The organism is Haloleucobacter ellipsoideus (assembly GCF_052491725.1).
This window is the reverse complement of sequence record NZ_JBQWAR010000017.1, coordinates 293708-313790: the sequence shown is the minus strand read 5'-3', so window position 1 is coordinate 313790 and position 20083 is coordinate 293708. Positions and strand designations below refer to the sequence as shown.

General features: G+C 62.6%; 16 protein-coding genes, 1 other RNA gene and 2 pseudogenes. 5 read left to right on the top strand and 14 right to left on the bottom strand.

From position 1 onward, the window contains the following. Positions 1-122: 122 nt before the first annotated feature. From ACT6QG_RS06740 to ACT6QG_RS06705, 8 genes and pseudogenes are all read right to left on the bottom strand, one after another. Positions 123-756: pseudogene (locus ACT6QG_RS06740) on the bottom strand (transposase). A 132-nt stretch (positions 757-888) separates the two neighbouring features. After that, positions 889-2646: an amidohydrolase gene (locus ACT6QG_RS06735; protein ID WP_444976787.1), complete on the bottom strand. Its 1758-nt coding sequence runs from the start codon at positions 2644-2646 to the stop codon at positions 889-891. A 214-nt stretch (positions 2647-2860) separates the two neighbouring features. Further along, positions 2861-3007: pseudogene (locus tag ACT6QG_RS06730) on the bottom strand (transposase); the annotation flags it as partial. 475 nt (positions 3008-3482) lie between these two features. After that, the gene (locus ACT6QG_RS06725; protein WP_444976786.1) at positions 3483-4262 is read right to left on the bottom strand and encodes a DUF1045 domain-containing protein; all 780 of its coding nucleotides are present in this window, start codon (positions 4260-4262) and stop codon (positions 3483-3485) included. Positions 4263-4274: 12 nt separating this feature from the next. Further along, positions 4275-4916 (bottom strand): MBL fold metallo-hydrolase, encoded by a 642-nt coding sequence (locus tag ACT6QG_RS06720; protein ID WP_444976785.1) that lies wholly within the window; start codon positions 4914-4916, stop codon positions 4275-4277. Positions 4917-4954: 38 nt separating this feature from the next. Continuing rightward, positions 4955-6313: a DUF3422 family protein gene (locus ACT6QG_RS06715; protein WP_444976901.1), complete on the bottom strand. Its 1359-nt coding sequence runs from the start codon at positions 6311-6313 to the stop codon at positions 4955-4957. 71 nt (positions 6314-6384) lie between these two features. Beyond that, positions 6385-8958 carry an ABC transporter permease gene (locus ACT6QG_RS06710; protein WP_444976784.1) on the bottom strand — a complete coding sequence of 858 codons (2574 nt, stop codon included), beginning with the start codon at positions 8956-8958 and terminating at the stop codon, positions 6385-6387. Further along, positions 8955-9659: an ABC transporter ATP-binding protein gene (locus ACT6QG_RS06705; RefSeq protein ID WP_444976783.1), complete on the bottom strand. Its 705-nt coding sequence runs from the start codon at positions 9657-9659 to the stop codon at positions 8955-8957. Before ACT6QG_RS06705 ends, ACT6QG_RS06710 begins: the two co-directional genes overlap by 4 nt. Positions 9660-9813: 154 nt before the next feature. Here ACT6QG_RS06705 and ACT6QG_RS06700 point away from each other — a divergent pair, with 154 nt between their 5' ends. Beyond that, positions 9814-10512: an arylesterase gene (locus ACT6QG_RS06700; RefSeq protein ID WP_444976782.1), complete on the top strand. Its 699-nt coding sequence runs from the start codon at positions 9814-9816 to the stop codon at positions 10510-10512. Positions 10513-10575: 63 nt separating this feature from the next. Here ACT6QG_RS06700 and rnpB read toward each other — a convergent pair. Next, positions 10576-10959, bottom strand: an RNA gene (rnpB, locus tag ACT6QG_RS06695) — RNase P RNA component class A. A gap of 213 nt (positions 10960-11172) precedes the next feature. Between rnpB and ACT6QG_RS06690 the strand changes: the two genes are divergently transcribed. Together ACT6QG_RS06690 and ACT6QG_RS06685 are read left to right on the top strand one after the other, a co-directional pair. Beyond that, on the top strand, positions 11173-12165 hold the full coding sequence (locus ACT6QG_RS06690; RefSeq protein ID WP_444976781.1) for a KpsF/GutQ family sugar-phosphate isomerase: 993 nt from the start codon (positions 11173-11175) through the stop codon (positions 12163-12165). A gap of 8 nt (positions 12166-12173) precedes the next feature. Next, entirely contained in the window at positions 12174-12473 is a 300-nt protein-coding gene (locus ACT6QG_RS06685) for a putative quinol monooxygenase (protein WP_444976780.1), read from the top strand. 23 nt (positions 12474-12496) lie between these two features. Here the strand turns inward: ACT6QG_RS06685 and ACT6QG_RS06680 are convergent, their stop codons facing one another. The 5 genes from ACT6QG_RS06680 to ACT6QG_RS06660 all read right to left on the bottom strand — a co-directional run bounded on the left by ACT6QG_RS06680 (position 12497) and on the right by ACT6QG_RS06660 (position 18243). Next, entirely contained in the window at positions 12497-13321 is an 825-nt protein-coding gene (locus ACT6QG_RS06680) for an N-acetylmuramoyl-L-alanine amidase (RefSeq protein WP_444976900.1), read from the bottom strand. Positions 13322-13337: 16 nt separating this feature from the next. Next, positions 13338-13970 carry a LysE family translocator gene (locus tag ACT6QG_RS06675; RefSeq protein ID WP_444976779.1) on the bottom strand — a complete coding sequence of 211 codons (633 nt, stop codon included), beginning with the start codon at positions 13968-13970 and terminating at the stop codon, positions 13338-13340. Positions 13971-14073: 103 nt separating this feature from the next. Continuing rightward, positions 14074-16170, bottom strand: a complete 2097-nt coding sequence (locus tag ACT6QG_RS06670; RefSeq protein WP_444976778.1) for a sensor histidine kinase — start codon at positions 16168-16170, stop codon at positions 14074-14076. Then, positions 16163-17569: a sigma-54-dependent transcriptional regulator gene (locus ACT6QG_RS06665; RefSeq protein ID WP_444976899.1), complete on the bottom strand. Its 1407-nt coding sequence runs from the start codon at positions 17567-17569 to the stop codon at positions 16163-16165. The genes ACT6QG_RS06670 and ACT6QG_RS06665 overlap by 8 nt, the downstream gene beginning before the upstream one ends. Positions 17570-17835: 266 nt before the next feature. After that, positions 17836-18243 carry a hypothetical protein gene (locus ACT6QG_RS06660; protein ID WP_444976777.1) on the bottom strand — a complete coding sequence of 136 codons (408 nt, stop codon included), beginning with the start codon at positions 18241-18243 and terminating at the stop codon, positions 17836-17838. A 157-nt stretch (positions 18244-18400) separates the two neighbouring features. Between ACT6QG_RS06660 and sfsA the strand changes: the two genes are divergently transcribed. Both sfsA and map read left to right on the top strand, forming a co-directional pair. Further along, positions 18401-19114, top strand: a complete 714-nt coding sequence (gene sfsA / locus ACT6QG_RS06655) for a DNA/RNA nuclease SfsA (protein ID WP_444976898.1) — start codon at positions 18401-18403, stop codon at positions 19112-19114. A gap of 133 nt (positions 19115-19247) precedes the next feature. After that, entirely contained in the window at positions 19248-20075 is an 828-nt protein-coding gene (gene map, locus ACT6QG_RS06650) for a type I methionyl aminopeptidase (RefSeq protein WP_444976897.1), read from the top strand. Positions 20076-20083 lie beyond the last annotated feature (8 nt).

Sequence of the window (20083 nt, the reverse complement as noted above, 5' to 3'; positions counted from 1 at the left end):
ATGGATCTCGAAGATCTTGTAATCAGACGCCACCCTCCACCAAACCGGGTGGGGAAATCCAGTGATGAACTGGAGCACCACCTATATGAGGGTGCGGTCATGCCAGGTTCAGGGCTCGTTGATCATAGCCAGAAGATAACGGTTGCGGCGAGCTCGATGGCGGGGAAGAAGGTCATCGCGCACCTGTCATAGCGCGTGACAACACGCCGCCAGTCCTTGAGGCGCCCGAACATGATCTCGATCCGGTTGCGCCGTTTGTAGCGCCGCCTGCCGTATTTGATGGTCTCATTCCGGGATTTCCTGCCCGGAATGCAGGGCGTGATCCCCTTCGCCTGTAAAGCGTCACGACACAAGTCGGCACCATGGCCACGGTCGGCCATCAGCCATTTGGCCTTGGGAAGCACGTCAAGCAAGGCGGCCCGGTCCCCTTTTTTACCCGCAGGCTGGAAGCCGTGCGGTGAGCCTTGAGACAGGTCGCGTCGATCATCACCGTATGACGCTCGGTCTGCCCACCGGACGACCCTCCATCAACCGGATGAAGACGCCCACGTCGCTCCATCTCTTCCAGCGATTGTAGAGGGTCTTGTGTGGCCCGTAGGCTGCCGGAGCATCCCGCCAGCGCAGACCATTGCGGTTGACGAAGATGATCCCACTCAACACCCGGCGGTCGTCAACGCGCGGCTTGCCGTGGCTCTTAGGGAAGAAGGGCTCCAGACGAGCCGTCTGCTCGTCCGTCAGCCAATACAGGTCACTCATAATCCTGACTCCTCAGGAGTTTGATCAGATCGCGACCCTCACATCAATGAATCCTGAACCTAAGGTTACAGTTCCGTTATTCTACAGCCGCATTCCTCGAATCATCCGATTATTGACTCCAATTAAAATAAGTCAGTTTAAACTATATACTAATTTACCTGAAAAATATGTTTGAAAAACTTTTGTATTTTTAAATTCATCATGTGAAACTTCAAAAATATCCCTATCAACGATAATAAAATCAGCCTGCTTTCCTTTTTCCAGACTGCCTGTCTTATCTTCCATTCCTGCCGCTTTGGCTGCATGAATAGTATAGGCTAACAACATCGTATTGAGATCTAGACGTTCATCCTTATTAAGCCCGCCATCCGGCCCTTCTCTGGTCATGGCATGATGCATGGCCTCCCACGGATTAGCCGTTGAAATTGGCCAATCACTTGCTCCGGCGATAACAGCACCGTTTTTTTGCAGCGATCGAGCAGGATATTGCCGCCAAAAATCACTATCGTTGATAAAAGGCTTAACTAAATCTAGTAAATAATTATCCACCTCTGCCCAATGCAATTGCATGACCGGAATAACGTTTAAAACCGAAAATCGTGGATAATCATCTGGATCAACCAGTTGCAAATGTGTGATTGAATGCGCAATACCGCTATCACGATTTTTCCGCGTAAATTCAAAAGCGTCGAGCGATTGTTTGACTGCACGATCACCCAAAGCATGAATATGGACCAACAACCCTTTTTCATCTGCAGCATTTACGAGGGTTTTCAATCCCTCCTCCGTCAACAGCATTTCACCTTGTTTACCGGAGTTTTTATAATGACTAAGCAAGGCTGCACTTTGTGCCGGAAATTCAAGAACCCCATCTGCGAATATTTTTATACCGGGCATTGACAGATTGGGCACTGCTGCAAATTTCTGACGCACTATATCCAATCGATCAAGATCAGCGGCATCACTCAAGGGACTTGCCACCAATAAAGCTGCAACGTGAGCCGTTAACTGCCCCTTCTCAGCCAATAGCTTATATGCAGGCAATATCCCTGTCCCGAGACTTGCAGGCTTCCGGGAAAATAAAGCTTCGCCCGGACCGGCATTGGCGGCAGGATCCATCCAACCGGTAATCCCGTAACTATTATTCATGTGGACTGCATATTGGGCAGCCTTCAAAAGCATCGCATCATCCGGCTTGGGCAGATGCACCGTCACCAAATCAACACCGGCATCAACAAGCACACCATCGGGTGCGCCTTCTGAATTCACACCAATGATATGACGTTGCTGATCTGAAAGATTTCGTACATAAACATCATCAATACCGGCTGCTCTAAGCATCGCTCCATTTGCCCAAGCCGTATGCAGGTCTGAGCCCATCAGCAACAATGGCTGCTTCTTCCAGATATTTTTATTAAAAATATCTGCCAAAATTTGTGGATCGCTCCATAGTGCCGGATTTGCACCAAAGACCACAAAAGGCTGGTTACGCACATCTCCCGCCTGCTCGAACCAGCCCTCTATGCGCTGCTTGAGAGAAACTAAATCGATCTCTTCATCATGTAAATTAGGGGAAAGCTCAGCAAGCGCACCAATAATGGCATGACTATGCGCATCAATCAGACCTGGAAGAACCAGCTTGTCCTGCAAGTCTATAACTTCAGTATCTTCTGATTTATAATTCAATATGTCCTTATCAGAACCAACAGCAAAGATGTAACCATCTTTAATCGCCACTGCCTGAGCAAAAGGCTGCTCTAAATTTGCTGTGAAAATCTTACCATTGAATAAGATGCGTTCGACTGATTCAGCATTTGCGGATTGCGCACTAAATGAGGCTGAGAATGCTATCAGTGCAGTCACTATGAGTTTTCTATAAAATCTGCTCAACTATCCTCTCCAATTCTTGGCATCTGGTGCCAGAGCCAGATTTTTCTTTTTAGTTGCGGATATCCCCATCAGACGACATAATACACTATGATATAGTGCATGTATATTGAGAGCGATTATGCGTGTCTAAGTGCAAGTATCCACAGGCTTATGCCTTCACTTACCCCCATGAGCGTGGCGGCAAATAGAGACAGTTAGGTTCAGGACTCGTTGATCATAGCCAGAAGATAACGGTTGCGGCGAGCGCGATGGCGGAGAAGAAGGTCATTGGACACCTGTCATAGCGCGTGGCAACACGTCGCTAGTCCTTGAAGCGCCCGAACATGATCTCGATCCGGTTGCACCGTTTGTAGCGCCGCCTGCCAGATCTGGATTCACCCGGATGGGGAGCATGGAAAGCAGTTTGATTTCTCAGCCTGGCTGCAGCGCAGGGGATTTGAGAAGCTCACCACCATCGGCAGCACACAATATGGCGGCCTTTACTCAAATGGGGATGGTCAGGAGATCATGATCAACCCCAAGTCCGGCCTGGGAGGTGTCGTGGCCCGGACGGAAAGTCAGATCATTTGCGCGGAATGCAAAGGCGGTGTCATCAATACACGGCATTCCGGGCAGGTCTCTCGTCTTTACAAGGGACTGTGCGAAGCAGTTGGCCTGCTGATGGCGACACCCCCGCAAGGCCGTCAAATCGCGGTTGTCCCCCTGACTGCAAGCACATTACGACTGGCCGAAAGGCTGGCTCCCCGCTGTGCTCTGGCCGGAATCGAAATCGCTCTTGTCGGAAGCCGTGGAGAGATCCATGAAGTCATACCGGCACTGGCACGGGACCCAAAACCTCACGCCACCATGCAGGCCGCATCCGCAAGGGTGAACCGCTGAAGCAGGCGGAAGCGCTGGTCGGGGGCCTGTTGGGAGAACAGGCAGATATCCTGAACAGGCAGCGGGGCACAGGCGCGGCTTTCGGCATAAGCGCGAACCAGCGCCTGTTGCACATCCGCGCGCAGCTCTTCACCCACCGGGCCGGTGAGAGTCATGTGAAAGCGGAACTCCTCCAGCACAAAAGGGTAGCCATGGGCTTCCAGCAAAACGCGCTGGCGGGGGGTGAGCCGCTCGACATTGCGCCGGATGCGATCCTCTTCCGTCAGGGGGGCGCGGAAACGGTCCAGTTCCAGTACCGCCCGGCGGGCCAGCGTGCACATTTCCGGCACCGGGGCGGAAGGCACAAGCGCGAAGAAATCCCCCAGCGGGCGAAGCTCAAGGGCCGGCAACTGGAAGGGCTGGCATGAAGCGGCAAGGGCCGCGACCGCATCCACCAGTACGGCCTCATCATGGCCCGGTGCAAGGCGGAAGGGGGCTTTCAATGTGCCATGGAAACCATAGCCGGCAGGCTTGCGGCACATTTCGCGCCACAGATCCGGCTCAAGGCCACCGGGGCCGGCACAGGTCAGGTCCGCACCGCATTCGGCATCATAACCCAGAATGTCACAGCCAAAGCGCCACAGGGCGCTTTCAGCCGCAGGCGCATAATAGAGCGCATACCGCCATGCGCCGGCGGGCTGTGTTTCCGCATCTTCCCCGGGCGTGGCGGAACCCTGCTTCAAATGGCCGAACCCCATGCGATCCCTGCCTCAACCCTGAAGGAAAGGGTTCTGGGTGCGTTCATCGCCAATGCTGGTCAGAGGCCCATGTCCCGGCAGGCAGACCATGGAATCCCCCAGCGGCAACAGCTTGGTGCGGATGCCTTCAAGCAGCTGCTCGGTATTGCCATAGGGAAAATCCGTCCGCCCCACGGAGCCACGGAACAGCGTATCACCCACCAGGGCAAGATTTGCCGGCTTGTAGACATAAACCAGATGGCCCGGCGTGTGGCCTGGCACATGCAGAATGTCCAGCTCCAGCTCGCCCACGCGCACGGTTTCGCCCTCGGCCAGATAGCGGTCCGGGGTCACCGGCCGCGCGCCCTGCACGCCATAGGCGGCCCAGTCCTTGTCCAGCTTGTCCATCAGGAACTGGTCAGCCCCGGTCGGCCCTTCAACCGGCACGCCATAATGCTCGGCCAGCTCCGCCGCTGCACCGGCATGGTCCAGATGGCCATGGGTGAGCAGGATCTTCTCGACCCGTGCACCAGTTTCACTCACGGCCGCGCGGATACGCTCTGCATCCCCGCCGGGATCGACAATGGCGGCCTGCATGGTTTTCGTGCACCACAGAATGGAGCAGTTCTGCTGGAACGGCGTCACCGGGACAATGGCGATCTGAAGCGGTTGCATGCATTCTCCATTTTCCGGCGACACTGGGCCCCGGTTCGTCATTCCTCATCGCCATGGGCGTTGCGGATGTGCCGCACCACGCCCCACACGGCCAGCACCACCACCGGCACAAGGGCGGCGGAGGCAAGGCCGGCATCCAGATGCAGGCCAAGCTTGTGCTGCACGCCTGCCTCATACATCCCCTTGAGGAGATAGTGGATGAGGCTCACCACATAGTAGGAAATGGCGGCGACCGAAAGCCCCTCCACCGTGCGCTGCAGGCGGAGCTGCATGCGGGTGCGTTCATTCATGGAGGTGAGCAGATCGCGGTTTTGCTGCTCCAGCTCCACATTCACGCGGGTGCGCAGCAGGTCCGCGGCATTGGCCAGCTTGCGGGCAATCTTGTCCTGCCGCTCTTCCACGGAAATACAGGTGCGCATGGCCGGGGCAATGCGGCGGTTGAGAAACTGCTGCCAGGTGGGCCAGCCCGGCAGGGGCACTTCGCGGATGGTGGCGAGGCGCAGCTCCACGATTTCCATATAGGCCCGGCTGGCACCGAAGCGGAACAGGCTGCCGGCGCTGTCGGCCTCCAGCTCCGCGGCAAGGGCGACCAGCTCATCCAGAAGGCGGTGATTATCGCTGAGCCCGGCGGTGCGGGTCATGGCGGCGGCCGCCTCATTCAGCCTTGCCTCGATCCGGGCGATGGCCGGGGCGAGGCGCTGGGCTTCCGGCAGGCCGAGAAGCGCCAGCGTGCGATAGGTCTCGATTTCCAGCAGGCGCTGCACCAGCGCGCCGGCGGATTCAGAGCTCAGGCCCCGGTCGCGCACCAGCACGCGCACATAGCCGGAAGGGTCGGCCCGGAAATCGGTGGCGATTTCGGCCAGCCCGTCATTCACATCCGCACGGGCAAGGCTGGCCGGGTCGAATACCCGGTCCAGCATGAAATCCTCGCTGGTGTCCGGCAGCAGATGAAGATCCACCGCCACCAGCAGAGGGCCGGGCTGCATCACCTCGGCGAAAGGCCCGGCGAGGGTTGAGGCATTGGGCTGGAAAGGCAATGTGCCTGGCAGCAGCGGCGTGGAGGGCAGATCCCAGGTATAGGTGCAGAATTCGGCATGGCTCTCCCAGCGCAGGCTGGCGCCGCCAAAGGCCACATAATGGTGGCGCGCCCCGGCCGCGGGCGCGGGCACACCGCGCGCCTGACACAGCCGTGTCAGCGCTTCCCGGTCCTTCTGCGCGCCGGCCCCATCCAGCAGAAAGGCCACATGAAGCACCCGGCGCGGGGTCTCGATCGAGACGAAGGGGCGCGCATGCAGCTCCCGCAAAACGGCCGCGCGCAGCGGATGGGCGCGCAATGCGCGTTCCTCGCCAATCAACAGATCACCCTCGCCACGCTGCCCGTTCTCGCCCGCCATCATCATCTCCTGCCTGTCTGGAGACAGACATGGAGAGGCTTCAGAATCAAGCCGCATTCATGCACAAAATGGCGCTACAGATGTCGCAAAACCTGTGCAGGGGCCTGTCCCAGCGCGCGGAATGTGCCGAGCAGGCCGAAGCCGACAGTGAGCACCAGCGCCGCCACCACCGCGCCCAGCGCTGCCATGGGGGCGAAGGTGAAGGGAATATCCATCACCAGATAGGTCACCGCCCATGCGGCCAGCGCGCCCGCGCCCACGGCGAACACCGCCGTGACCAGCCCGAGCCCCGCATATTCCAGCACATAGGACCCCAACAGGCGGGTGCGGGTTGCGCCCAGCGTTTTCAGGATGACCGCATCATAGACCCGGTGCTGGTGACCGGCCGCCAGCGCACCGGCAAGGACCAGAATGGATGTGAGCAGCGTGATGATGCTGGCCGCGCGAATGCCAAGGGAAAGCTGCCCCAGCATCTGCGCCGCCTGATCCAGCGATTCCTTCACCCGCACGGATGTGACGGATGGGAAGGCCTGCGCCACCTCCTTCAGGAAGGCCACCTCCCGCGCCGCATCGGCGCCGCCCGGCCATGTCAGCGTGGCCAGCACGCTGTGCGGGGCGCCGGCAAAGGTGGCGGGGGAGAAGACCATGACGAAATTGATGTTCAACCGCTCCCATTTCACCCGGCGCAGATTGGCGATGGTGGCGGTGACATTGCGCCCCAGCACATTCACGCTCACCGTATCTCCCAGCTTCAGGCCCAGACGGCCGGCGAGCTTTTCATCAAAGGACACGAGCGGGCGCGTTTCATCGGCAGGCCACCACTCTCCCGCCACGAGCTGCGACCCCTCCGGCAGATTCTGCGACATGGAGATGCCGCGATCGCTGTTCAGCACCCATGCGGAATCCGCCGCCACCTGCACCTCATGCGCCGGGCGCCCGGCCAGATGGGTGATGCGTCCGCGCAGCATGGGCACGGCGCGGAACCGCGCATCCGGGGCTTTCCCGGCGATGAAGGCACGGAATTCCTCTTCCGAGGCTGAGGGAATATCCACGAAGAAGAAGCTCGGCGCTTCTTCCTGCAAGGGGCCGGTGAGTTCCTCGTTCAGGGAGCGGTCCAGCAGCGCCACGGTCACCAGCAGGGTCAGCCCCAGGCCAAGCGAGAGCACGACCGTGGGGGTGAGCGCGCCCGGACGGTGAATATTGCCCAGGGCCAGCCGCACCATCGGCGCATGCGGACGCGGCAGGCGGCGGGCCAGAGCCATCACCGCCACCGCCACCAGCCGCAGCAGGATGAACACCGCCACCGCTCCGATGAGGAAAATGAGCGCCGTGCGCCAGTCATCCGCACTCCATACCGCCACCGCGGCCAGCAACAGCCCCAGCGCCACCGTCAGAACCATCGCGAACGGGCCGGGGCGTGGCTTGCGCGCATCGAACCCATCGCGGAACAGCACGGAAACCGGGGCTTCCTGCGCCGCCGCCAGCGGCCACACGGTAAAGGCCGCCGCCACCAGCAGGCCGTAAAGCCCCGCCAGCGCCAGAGCGCTCCAGTCCACCCCCGGGGAGAGGGGGAAAGGCAGAAGGCTGGCGATGGCCGCACTCGCCACGAATGGCAGCGCCGCGCCCAGCCCCAGACCGATAATGATGCCCACCAGCGCGATGAGCAGGATCTCGATGCCATAGGTGCTGAAGATCACCGGCCGTGAAGCCCCCATCGCCTTCATGGTCGCGATCACCTCGCGGCGGGTGGCCAGATGGCTGGCCACGCCATTGGCCACCCCCACACCGCCCACCAGCAAGGCCGTGAGCGCCACAAGGGTCAGAAACTGGGCGATGCGGTTCACATTGCGCTCAAGCTGCGGGGAGGCATTCTCCCGCGTGCGGACCTGAATGCCGCTGTCCTCGAACGTGTTTTGGGCCTGCTGCGCCAGTGCATTCATCGCCTGCGTATCGGCATCGGGCAGGCGCAGGCGATAGCTCCAGCGCACCAGACTGCCGGGCTGGACCAGCCCTGTGGCCTCGAGCGCCGCGGTGGAAACCAGCAGGCGCGCGCCGAAGCTGATGCCGGTGGAGAGCTGGTCCGGTTCCGAAACCAGACGCGAGCGGATCTCGAAAGTCGCATCCCCCACCTCGATATGGCTGCCGATCTTCAGGTTCAGCCGGGCCAGCAGGGCCTCGTCCGCCGCGGCGCCCCACAGACCACCGCGCTCCTCCAGCAGCGCGGCGCTGGCCATGGGCGGGTCCAGCTCCAGATGCCCCACCAGCGGGTAGGCGCCATCAACCGCCTTCATTTCCACAAGGCTGGCATCGCCATCCCCAGCCCGGGCCATGGCGCGCAGTTGCGCCACTTCACTCACCGCGCCATGGCGCTGCATGAAGGCGCGCTCGTTTTCTCCCGCCTGCCGCTGGACAAGGGAGAAATCGAGATCCCCACCCAGAATGTTGCGTCCTTCCCGGTGCAGCCCCTCCGTCAGCGCCGATGCAAAGGAGCCGATGCCGGCAATGGCCATCACGCCGACAATCAGGCAGGCCAGAAAGATGATGAAACCCTGCCGCGCGCCGCGCAGCTCCCTCAGCGCGAAACGCAGGGGGGCGGGAACGGGCGTGCCGGAGCGCTGCGGCATCATCTGCCCCTCGTCCGCCTTCATGCCGCCCCCTGCATGCTGTCTTCCACGATCTCGCCCGAACGCAGACGTATGACGCGTGCGCAACGCGCCGCCAGTGTCGCATCATGGGTCACCAGAACGAGGGTGGTGTTGCGCCGCAGATGGGCCTCAAACAGCAGGTCCATGATCTGTCGACCTGTTCCTTCGTCCAGATTGCCGGTTGGCTCATCCGCCACCAGAATGGAGGGCTCGGGAGCAAGGGCGCGCGCCACCGCAACGCGCTGCTGCTCTCCACCGGACAATTGCGAGGGATAATGCGCTGCGCGATGGCCAAGCCCCACGGCCTCAAGCTCCTGCATGGCACGGGCAAAGGCATCCGCCCGCCCGGCCAGCTCAAGCGGCACCGCCACATTCTCAAGCGCTGTCATGGTGGGAATGAGATGGAAAGACTGGAACACAATGCCCACATGGCTGCCACGGAAGCGGGCGAGCGCATCCTGCGAAAGCCGCGTCAGATCGACGCCGGCCACCTCGACCGTGCCGCGATCCACCTTTTCCAGCCCGGCCATGACCATCAGCAGGGTGGATTTGCCCGAGCCGGATGTGCCCACCAGCCCCACCGTCTCGCCTGCCCTGATATTGACCGAGATATCCTTCAGAACATGCACACGGGCGGCTCCACGACCAAGGGACAGATCAATCCCTTTCAGGGCCAGGGCGGGCGAAGCGGAAGACAAGGTCATGCAGGAAAAAGCCTTTGCTGAAGCGGGCCTGAAAAATCATCACTGCGAGGCTGCACCTGGCAGAGCGGCAGAGTGCGGCACGATGCACCATGGCATGACGACGAGCGAATCAAGCATGGGGAATCAACGACCTGCCCTGAAAGAAGCATGGAAAATGAACTTTAAGGCGCTGCGAGGGCTGCCCCTCGCCCTCCTGATGGTGACCTCCGCCATCCTCCTTTCCCCGCATGCCGCCCATGCCTCGGATACCCACGAGGAAAACCCCGTGCGGGTGGTGGCGCTGGGCGACAGCCTGACCGCGGGCTATGGCCTGCCCTCCTCCGAGGCCTTCCCGGCCCAGCTCGAGGTCGCCCTTCAGGCACGCGGCTATAATGTGGTGGTGGAGAATGCCGGCGTTTCGGGAGACACGGCGACACAGGGCCTCGCCCGGCTGGACTGGTCCGTGCCGGATGGCACACAGGCGGTCATCGTGGCGCTGGGCGCAAATGACATGCTGCGGGGCCTGCCCACGGAAGTGACCCGCACCGCGCTCACCAATATCGTCATCCGGCTGAAGGGGCGGGGGCTGCCGGTTCTGGTTTCCGGCATGCGCGCCGCCCCCAATATGGGCGAGACCTATCGCGCCCGTTTCGATGCAATTTATCCCGAGCTGCGCGACAGGCAGGGCGTGCTGCTGCAACCCTTCTTTCTGGAAGGGGTGGCGGGCAATCCGGGGCTGAACCAGAAGGATGGCCTGCACCCCACGGGCAAGGGCGTGGCGCGCATGGTGGAAGGCATTCTGCCCTATGTGGAGCTTCTGCTCGCCGAGGTTCAGAAGAAGGCAGAGCTGGAAAGCCTGCACCCCGCACCGTGAGGGTCACGCCATCAGTCCGGAAAACGGGGCCCGCGCTGTGAAAACCGCGCGGGCGGGATGGGAAATGCCAGCCGGCCTGTAAGCCGGGTTCTGTATGGCGGGCCTTGCGGCCCACGTGGCGACCATTCATCTGGGACGCCGGTTACCCGGCGCCTCTAGCAGTCAACCCGGACGACGTCCCGAAGACGGGGTGGTTTCCCGTGTCGTCCCTATTTGACCTTGCTCCCGGTGGGGTTTGCCGTGCCGCTTCCGTTGCCGGCCGCGCGGTGGGCTCTTACCCCACCGTTTCACCCTGGCCTGCAGGCCCGAAGACCCGTTGCAGGTGGTTTGATTTCTGTGGCACTTTCCCTAGGGTCACCCCCGCCGGACGTTATCCGGCACCGTGTCTCCGTGGAGCCCGGACTTTCCTCGATGCGCAGAACGCACCGCGGCCGCCCGGCCGGCTGGCACGCGCAGGAATGGGGTCACATCGCTTCCGCGTCAAGAGTGGCGACCCATTTTCAGGCCGTGCCAGCATCCGCCCCTGTGCAAACACCACCGCGACCCATTGCCCGCTTATGCTTGGCCATGGACAGATCCTGCGCGGCAAGGCGGGGAAACCCATGAAGATGAGGCACGGTGCTTCTCCCCATTCGCGGTGAAGGATGCTATCTCAGGCCGATGCAGCCCACATCCTCTTCCGCCGCACAGGCGCCCGCCATCACCTCCGCCCTCACCACGCTTGCCACGGAACAGACCGGCCTTGAGGCCCTGCGCACCGAAATGGCCGGCGCGCTTGGCCCGCATTTCGCGGCAGCCGTTGAAATCATCCGCAAGGCGCGAGGGCGCGTGGTCGTGACCGGCATGGGCAAGAGCGGGCATGTGGCGCGCAAGATCGCCGCCACCCTCGCCTCGACCGGCACCCCGGCCTATTATGTGCACCCGGCCGAGGCCAGCCATGGCGATCTGGGCATGATCGCAGCCGAGGATGTCATCATCGCCCTGTCATGGTCCGGTGAAACGGCGGAGCTGCGGGATCTGGTCCATTATGCCGGGCGTTTCGGCGTGCCGCTGGTTGCGCTCACCTCGCGCGCCGAGAGTGCGCTGGGCAAGGCGGCCGATGTGCTGCTGGCCCTGCCCGTGGTGGCGGAAGCCTGCCCCCATGGCCTTGCCCCCACCACCTCCACACTGATGCAGCTGGCTCTTGGTGATGCGCTGGCCGTGGCCCTGCTGGAAAGCCGGGGCTTCACCGCCAGCGATTTCCGCCAGTTTCACCCCGGTGGCAAGCTGGGCGCAAGCCTGAGCTTCGTGCGCGATGTGATGCGGGCTGGGGATGCGGTCCCCCTCGTCCGGCAAGGGGCACTGATGGGCGAGGCGCTGGTGGAAATGAGCGCCAAGGGGCTTGGCTGTGTCGGCATCACCGATGCGGACGGCCGGCTTGTCGGCATCATCACGGATGGCGATCTGCGCCGCAAGATGTCCGGCGACCTGACCGTGCAACCGGTGGATGCCATCATGACCGCCGCGCCAAAAACCGTGCGTCCGGAACAGCTTGCCTCCGAGGCGCTGGCTGTTATGAATGCTCGGAAGATCACCGCGCTGCTGGTTGCCGAAAACGGCCGGGCTGTCGGTGTTCTCCATATTCATGACCTGCTGCGCACGGGCGTGGCGTGAGAGGCAACATGCTGAAAGTGATCGCGGAACATTTCATCAAGCCGGAAGCCGTGGACACCGTTCTGCCGCTGTATCGCGAGCTGGTGGAAAAGACCCGGCAGGAACCGCTCTGCATCTCCTATGAGCTGTTTACCGACCAGAGCGACCCCGCACACTTCACCTTCATCGAGACCTGGCCGGACAGGGCCGCGCTGGACAAGCACTGCGCCACGGAGCACTTCACCCGTCTGGTGCCGCTCATCACCGCGCACCAGCGTCAGGAAGGTCGGCTGACCCTGCTGGATGGCTGCATGGTGCAGTCCGCCTGATCAGCCCTGCGGGGTGAGGCGGTCTACCCCTCACCCGCCTTGTAGAGCCGGATGCCGGGATGCGCCGCATGCACGCTCTCCTCTTGGTCCGGCTCATCATCCTTTGGCCGGCTGGCCAGAAGGTTGCGCAGGGTCAGGATGGTGCCGGCATCAGCCACGCCATCCACCCGCGAGCGACGGAAATGGCGCTGGAAAGCTGTCACCAGCGTTTCCATCGCCGCGTCATAGCGCCCGTTGACCTCGACATCATAGCCATACAGCGCCAGCATGGCCTGAAGCGCGGCCACCGGCTGGCCTTCATCGCCCACCATGAAGAACCGCCCGCCCACCATCTCGGCCTCCGGCACCAGATGGCCGATACCGGCCGCATGCAGGCGTTCCCACGGAAAGTTCTCGCCCGGATCATGCTTGCGCGCAGGGGCCACATCGGAATGGGCCAGCACCCGGTCGGCCCTTATGGCATGGCGGGAGAGGATATCGCGGCACAGCTCCACCACCGCCGCGATCTGCGCCTCGGGATAAGGCGGCAGGCCTCCGGAATGGCCCGGATTGACGATCTCGATGCCGATGGAGCGCGAGTTCGTGTCGCTCTCCCCTTCCCACATGGAGCGGCCGGCATGCCAGGCGCGGTTTTCTTCCGCCACCATCTGCACGACTGCGCCATCTTCCAGCACCACATAATGGCAGGATACCTCGGCCTCCGGCTTCTGCATGATGGCGATGGCAGCCTCGGCCGTCTCCATGCCGGTATAATGCAGCAGCAGCATATCCACCGGCAGGCGGCGCGGGCCGAAATTGGGCGTGGGTGCAATCTGGCGCACCAGCGGGCTGTCGGGGGAGAAGGTGATGCTCATATCCTGATCCTCAACGCCGCGCTTCCGTCAGCATCCGCACGGCAAGACCGGCCAGCACCGTGCCCATCAGCCAGCGCTGGATGACGCTCCATGTCGGCCGCTGTGACAGGAACAGGGCAATGCTGCCCGCCGCCAGGGCAATCAGGGCATTGACGCCGACACTGATGGTGATCTGCACCATGCCCAGGGTCAGGGATTGCGCCAGCACGCTGCCCTGCTCAGGGCTGATGAACTGCGGCAGGAGCGAAAGATACATGATCGCGATCTTGGGATTCAGCAGATTGGTGAGGAAGCCCATCAGGAACAGCTTGCGGGGGCCGTCCTTCTTCAGTTCCCGCACATGGAAGGGAGAGCGGCCGCCCGGCTTCAGCGCCTGCCAGGCCAGATAGAGCAGATAGAGCGCCCCGGCGATGCGCAGCGCGTCATAGGCAAAGGGCACCGCCATCACCAGCGCGGTAATGCCCAGAGCGGCGCACAGCATGTAAAACACGAACCCCAGCGCCACTCCGCCCAGCGAGATCAGCCCCGCCAGCCGCCCCTGACAGATGGAGCGGGAGATGAGATAGACCATGTTCGGGCCGGGGGTCAGCACCAGCCCCAGGGAAATCGCGGCAAATGCGAGTATGTTGGACAGGTCAGGCACTATACGGCTCCATGCTCGATCCTGACCCGGCTTGTTACCCTGCCTGTGGCGCGCAGGAAACGGATTTGTTCAAAAGAATGCGTGATGGGCTGGCGCCATTGCCTCAGGCCGCATCATCCATGCAGGGCAGCCACAGGCGGAAACAGGCCCCCTGCCCCGGCGCGCTGTCCACCACCATCTCGCCGCCCGCCTGCTCGACAAGCGTATAGCTGATGGACAGGCCCAGCCCAGTGCCGCCCTGCCCCTTGGTGGAGAAGAAGGGGTCGAAAATCCGCTGGATATGTTCCGGCGCAATGCCCTTTCCGGTGTCGCGCACCTCCAGCACCACGCCCTTGCGCCCTTCGCGCGTTTCATCCCGGCTGATGAGGGTGAGCGTGCCGCCACCGGCCATGGCATGCAGGGCATTGACCATGAGATTGATGAGCACCTGCTGCAACTCCACCCGGTTCATGCGGATGAAGCCGGTGGCGCTGTCCTCGCGCACCACGATGATTTCCGTGCTGGACATGAGATGCTGCACCAGCAGCAGGCAATCGCCGATCACATCCGGCACATGCACCGGCTCGCTGGTGCCGGCAAACTCGCCCGGGCGCGCAAACTGAAGCAGCTTGGAAACGATGATGTTGATGCGGTGCACCTGCTGGTCAATCAGGTTGAACTCGGTGCGGACCGGTGCCGCGGCCGGCCCCAGCACATCGCGCGCCACATCCAGATTGCCCTGGATGACGGCCACCGGATTGTTGATCTCATGGGCCACGCCCGCCGTGATCTCGCCAATGGAGGCGAGCTTTTCGGACATGACGAGCCGGCGCTGGGTCGCGGCCAGCTCCTCATTGGCGGCCTGAAGCTCGCGTGTGCGCTCCACCACCCGCCGGTCCAGCTCATCCGCCCAGCTGCGCAACTGGGCATCGCGCTGCTGCACCAGTGCCAGAAGACCATCGAAATGATAGGCGAGGCGGCCAATCTCGTCCCCTGTCTCGGTCATGCCCGTGCGTGCCTCCATCTCCCCGGCCTCGACGCGCGAGATGGTGCGGTCCATCGCCTCCAGCGGGCGGAAGATCGAGGCCGCCCAGCGCAACAGCAGCGGAATAGTGATGAGAGCCACCAGAAAAAAGCCCACCACCGCGACAATCAGCACCATCTGCTTCTGTGTGCGAAACGGGGCATCCAGAAAACCGACATAGAGCATGCCCACCCGTGCGCCGGTGCTGTCCACAATCGGCTCATAGGCAGATATGTACCAGTCGTTGACCACGAAGGCCCGGTCCAGCCACACCCGCCCTTTCCCCAGCACCGCCTCGCGCACCTCGGCCGAAACGCGGGTCCCCAGCGCCCGCTTGCCTTCAAACAGGCGGACATTGGTGGAAATGCGCACATCATCCAGAAACAGTGTCGCCGTGCCCTCGCTGCCCTCGGGCAGGCTGCCGCGGCGATAGACCAGATCGTTCATCGTATCGATGAAATCGAGGTTGCGGTTGAGCAGCACCCCGCCAACCAGCGCCCCCCGCAACATGGGCTCCCCCATGAGGAAGACCTGCACCGGGGTGGCGGATTGCACCACCAGTCCACGCCCCTCCAGCGTGCGCGAGAGTGGAACGGCACCCGGTGTCGGCACCAGCTCCACCCGCGCCCGCTCAGCCAAAGCGGGAGAAATGCGCTGGAGATTGTCCGCAGAAAAGAGATCGATCTGCGTGCTGGCATGGCCCTCCAGCGCCTGCCGCACCACGCTCCATTGCGGCTCGCACGGGGCAAGGGGGGCCGCGCCGGCAGAAAGGGGAGCAGGTGCGGCGCTCCAGCTCTCGCCCGCCCGGGCAAAGGCCAGGCAGTGGCCCTCCTCTCCCAGCAGATAGAGAAAATCGAGCCCCAGCGCCTCCCTTTGCGCGGAGAGGAATGCCGCCATTTTCCGCGCATCCTCCCCCGCCACCTGCGCAAAGGCGACAGAGTTGCCCAGCGCCTCAAGGCTCGCGCCACTATGCTCCATCAGCCGGTTCAGATACTGGCGCGCGGTGGTGAGATCACCATTCACCTTGGTGGCCAGCAGACGGTCAAACTGCTTCGTCCACCACCAGCCGGCCCCCGCCAGCGCCACGGGCAGAATGATCAGCGTGGGCAGCAGCGCCATCACCAGCAGGCGCATGCGCACGGAACGCAGCCGCCGCAACAGGCCCAGCCGGCCGGAAGGCGCGGCGCCTTCAGGCATGCCAGGCCTTGAGCTTGCGATCCAGAGTCTTGCGGGAAATGGCCAGGCGGCGCGCCGCTTCCGCCCTGTTGCCCCCGCTTTCCGCCAGCACCTTCAGCATATGCTGCTTTTCCATCAGCTCCAGCGCATCCGGTGAAAGGGCGGAGACATTGTCGTTGGTCTCCACATCATCCAGCTCCGGCACCACATCCTGCGGGAAATCCCCCAGAATGAGCGAGCGCTCCACCACATTGCGCAATTCGCGCACATTGCCCGGCCATGGATAGCGCGCCAGCGCCCGCAGCACGGCGGGCGAGAGCTCCAGCGGCGGAACACCGAGACGGGAGGCCAGCTCGGCCATGAACTGGCGCACCAGCGGGGCGACATCCGCCGGACGCTCGCGCAGGGGCGTGAGATGGATGTTCACCACATTCAGCCGGTAATAGAGATCCTGCCGGAAGCGGCCGCAGGCGACCATTTCCTCCAGATCGCAATTGGTGGCGGCGACGATGCGCACATCCACTGGCACCTCGCGCTCCGAACCGACAGAACGCACCTTCTTGTCCTCGATCACCCGCAGCAGCTTGGATTGCATGGCGGGCGGCAGTTCGCCCACCTCATCCAGAAACAGCGTGCCGCCCTGCGCATAAAAGAACAGCCCCTCGCGCGAGGAGGCCGCCCCGGTGAAGGCCCCCTTGAGATGGCCGAACAGCTCGCTCTCGATGATATCCGGCGCGATGGCCGCGCAATTGACCGGCACGAAGGGCTTGGCCGCACGGGCCGAGGCCTGGTGAATGGCGCGGGCCGTCACCTCCTTGCCCGTGCCGGATTCGCCTGTCACCAGCACGGTGGTGGGCATGGGCGCAACACGCGCCACCATCTGCCGCACATCTTCCGTCGCACTGGAATCGCCCACCAGCGCGCCCACGGCCGGCACCGCCCGCTGAAGCGCCTGCATGCTGCCCAGCTCACGCCGCAGCACGAAATTCTCCCGCTGGAGACGGGCGCGATCCAGACAGCGGGCAATGGCATTGAGGATCTGGTTCGAGCGGAACGGCTTCAGCACGAAATCGGCGGCACCGGCACGCAGCGCCTCGATCGCGGTATCGAGATCCGCAAAGGCGGTGATGAGGATGACCTCGCGGAAAAATCCGGTTTCACGCAGGTCATGCAGCCATTCAAGGCCGCTGCGCCCGGCCATCACATTATCGAGGATGATGAGATCGAAGGCCGTGCCCTCAAGCAGGCGGGAGGCGCTCTCCACATCGGCGGCCTCCGCCACATGGCGGCAGCGCGGGGCCAGCATGCGCACCAGAAAATTGCGCATGCCCGGCTCATCATCCACCACCAGAACGGAAGATTCGGCAAGGGCCGGGCTGAACGCATTCTCACAGGACAGGTTTGCCGGAGGCTGGGTCATAAGATTCATGAAACGGCCACACTCCCCTGCCCGTCCCCCTGCGGACAAGGCTTGATGATGGAAGCGGCAACCTGCCGCGATTGCGGGGCAAGAGGCTTCCGCCCGAAGCCGGCGGCAGGATCTGGCCTGCCCTTCCGGCATCATTGCCCCTATCAATCGCTCAAATCATGAAAACTATCAAATCCTCCCGGCGATCCCTCCAGCCGCCGGATGCCTCATGCCCCGTGCGGGCAGCCCAAGGCCGGCCTTGCGGGCCGGCGGCAGCTTCACTCGCGATAGACCAGCCGGCGCAATTCGCTCTTCAGGCGCTGGAAATCATGGAAGGTGAAGGCCAGAAAAGCTGTCGCCACCGCGCCCAGCACTGCCGCGATCGTACTGGACCAGCCCAGCGCCGCTGTCACGAAATCATAGACCAGATAGGCCAGCAGCAGTGTCACCACCAGGGCCAGGCCGTAATAGACCTTGGCAGACATGCGGGCCAGCACGATCCCAATGCCCACCCAGATGACCACGGCGATGAGAATGGCCCAGCCCCACCCCAGCCCGATCTTGTTGGCGACGAAATAGCCGCCAAATGCGCACATCAGGATAAAGCCAACCAACAGCAGCAACCCCGCCCGCAGACGCAGGGTGGACTGTTTGCGGACTTCCGTCTCCGTCGAGGGCAGGTTCATCTTGTTTCCCTGATCTGATCGCATGCGGCACGCTTGGCCACGACTTCATGATACAGGATGCGGCGAACCGCGCTGCAACTCAATGCTCCAGCGCAAACGCCCCGCGGAAGGTGTGCCCGCCCGCCCGCCGCCCTTCTCTGGACCGCCCCGCACCCCCATGCTGTTTCCCGCCCCCCTCATTCCCGCCCGCCTTGTGAAACGCTACAAGCGCTTTCTGGCCGATGTCATTCTTGAGGACGGAAGCGGAACCACCGTTCATGTCGCCAATCCCGGCGCCATGCTGGGGCTGACGGCGCCGGACAGCCCCGTCTGGCTTTCCCGTTCCACCAGCCTGACCCGCAAGCTGCCCCTCAGCTGGGAGCTGGTGGAGGCCGATTTCGGCATGGGGCCGGAGCTGGTGGGCGTGAACACCATGCACCCCAATGCCCTTGTGGCGGAAGCGATAGCCGGCGGGCAGGTGCCCGCGCTTTCCGGCTATGCCCGCCAGCGGCGGGAGGTGAAATATGGTGTCAACAGCCGCATCGATATCCTGCTGGAAGATGATCTGCGCCCGCCCTGTCTGGTAGAGGTGAAGAATGTGCACCTGATGCGCATGCCGGGCCATGCCGAGTTTCCCGATTGCGTCACCGCGCGCGGGGCCAAGCATCTGGATGAGCTGGCCAATGAGGTGCGGGCCGGAAGGCGGGCCGTGATGGTCTATCTCAGCCAGATCGGCTCGGCGCGGCAGATCAGCCTCGCCCGCGACCTCGACCCGGCCTATGGCCGGGCGTTCGACAAGGCGCGGGAGGCGGGCGTGGAAGCACTCGGCCTGGTATGCCGGGTGGAGCGGACAGGCATCACGGTCACTGGAGAAATTCCGGTGGCGGGCTGATCTTCCCGCACTTGCGGGTGCTGGTCTCCGGGGCCATTTGTGGTGCATATTACCGGGAATCCCGAAACGGAACATCGCGCGGCCTGTATGAACATGTGCACCACAGGCAGGTGGCGGACGGAAGAGTGACGTGATGAACTATGTTGAAGCGGCCAATGCCCCGCTGCGCAAGAACGGGCAGATCAAGATCTATGGCCCGGAGGCTTTCGAGGGCATGCGCCGCGCAGGCCAGCTTGCGGCGCGCATTCTGGATGCCATTGCCGAGCTGGTGAAGCCCGGCATCACCACCGCCGCCATTGACGATCTCGTCTATGAGATGACGACACAGGCCGGCGCGCTTTCCGCCACCATGATGTATCGCGGCTATCGCTATGCGGTGTGCACCTCCATCAACCATGTGGTGTGCCACGGCATGCCGAGCGACAAGCCACTGCGCGAGGGCGATATCGTCAATTGCGATGTCACCGTCATTCTCGATGGCTGGTATGGCGATTCCAGCCGCATGTATGCGGTGGGCGAAATCTCCCGCAAGGCCGAACGGCTGATCGAGGTGACCTATGATTCCATGATGCTCGGCATCGAGGCGATCAAGCCCGGCGGGCATATCGGCGATATCGGCGCGGCGATCCAGGAATTCGTCGAGCCCCAGCGCATGAGCGTGGTGCGGGACTTCTGCGGCCATGGTGTGGGCCGTGTGTTCCATGATGAGCCGAACATCCTGCATTTCGGCACACGCGGTGAGGGGCCGAAGATCGTGCCCGGCATGATTTTCACCGTCGAGCCGATGATCAATCTGGGCAAGCCGCATGTGAAGGTGCTCTCCGATGGCTGGACCGCCGTGACGCGGGACCGCTCTCTCACCGCCCAGTTCGAGCACTCCCTTGGTGTGACCGAGACCGGGGTGGAAATCTTCACCCTGAGCCCGAAGGGCTATCACAAGCCGCCCTACAACATCCCCTGATCCGGACC

Excerpts from the sequence above, each read along its gene's own strand:
- ACT6QG_RS06725 (WP_444976786.1), bottom strand. The coding sequence starts at position 4,262 with ATGGGGTTCGGCCATTTGAAGCAGGGTTCCGCCACGCCCGGGGAAGAT.
- ACT6QG_RS06720 (WP_444976785.1), bottom strand. The coding sequence starts at position 4,916 with ATGCAACCGCTTCAGATCGCCATTGTCCCGGTGACGCCGTTCCAGCAG.
- ACT6QG_RS06715 (WP_444976901.1), bottom strand. The coding sequence starts at position 6,313 with ATGATGGCGGGCGAGAACGGGCAGCGTGGCGAGGGTGATCTGTTGATT.
- ACT6QG_RS06710 (WP_444976784.1), bottom strand. The coding sequence starts at position 8,958 with ATGAAGGCGGACGAGGGGCAGATGATGCCGCAGCGCTCCGGCACGCCC.
- ACT6QG_RS06705 (WP_444976783.1), bottom strand. The coding sequence starts at position 9,659 with ATGACCTTGTCTTCCGCTTCGCCCGCCCTGGCCCTGAAAGGGATTGAT.
- ACT6QG_RS06700 (WP_444976782.1), top strand. The coding sequence starts at position 9,814 with ATGAACTTTAAGGCGCTGCGAGGGCTGCCCCTCGCCCTCCTGATGGTG.
- ACT6QG_RS06690 (WP_444976781.1), top strand. The coding sequence starts at position 11,173 with ATGCAGCCCACATCCTCTTCCGCCGCACAGGCGCCCGCCATCACCTCC.
- ACT6QG_RS06685 (WP_444976780.1), top strand. The coding sequence starts at position 12,174 with ATGCTGAAAGTGATCGCGGAACATTTCATCAAGCCGGAAGCCGTGGAC.
- ACT6QG_RS06670 (WP_444976778.1), bottom strand. The coding sequence starts at position 16,170 with ATGCCTGAAGGCGCCGCGCCTTCCGGCCGGCTGGGCCTGTTGCGGCGG.
- ACT6QG_RS06665 (WP_444976899.1), bottom strand. The coding sequence starts at position 17,569 with ATGACCCAGCCTCCGGCAAACCTGTCCTGTGAGAATGCGTTCAGCCCG.
- ACT6QG_RS06660 (WP_444976777.1), bottom strand. The coding sequence starts at position 18,243 with ATGAACCTGCCCTCGACGGAGACGGAAGTCCGCAAACAGTCCACCCTG.
- sfsA (WP_444976898.1), top strand. The coding sequence starts at position 18,401 with ATGCTGTTTCCCGCCCCCCTCATTCCCGCCCGCCTTGTGAAACGCTAC.
- map (WP_444976897.1), top strand. The coding sequence starts at position 19,248 with ATGAACTATGTTGAAGCGGCCAATGCCCCGCTGCGCAAGAACGGGCAG.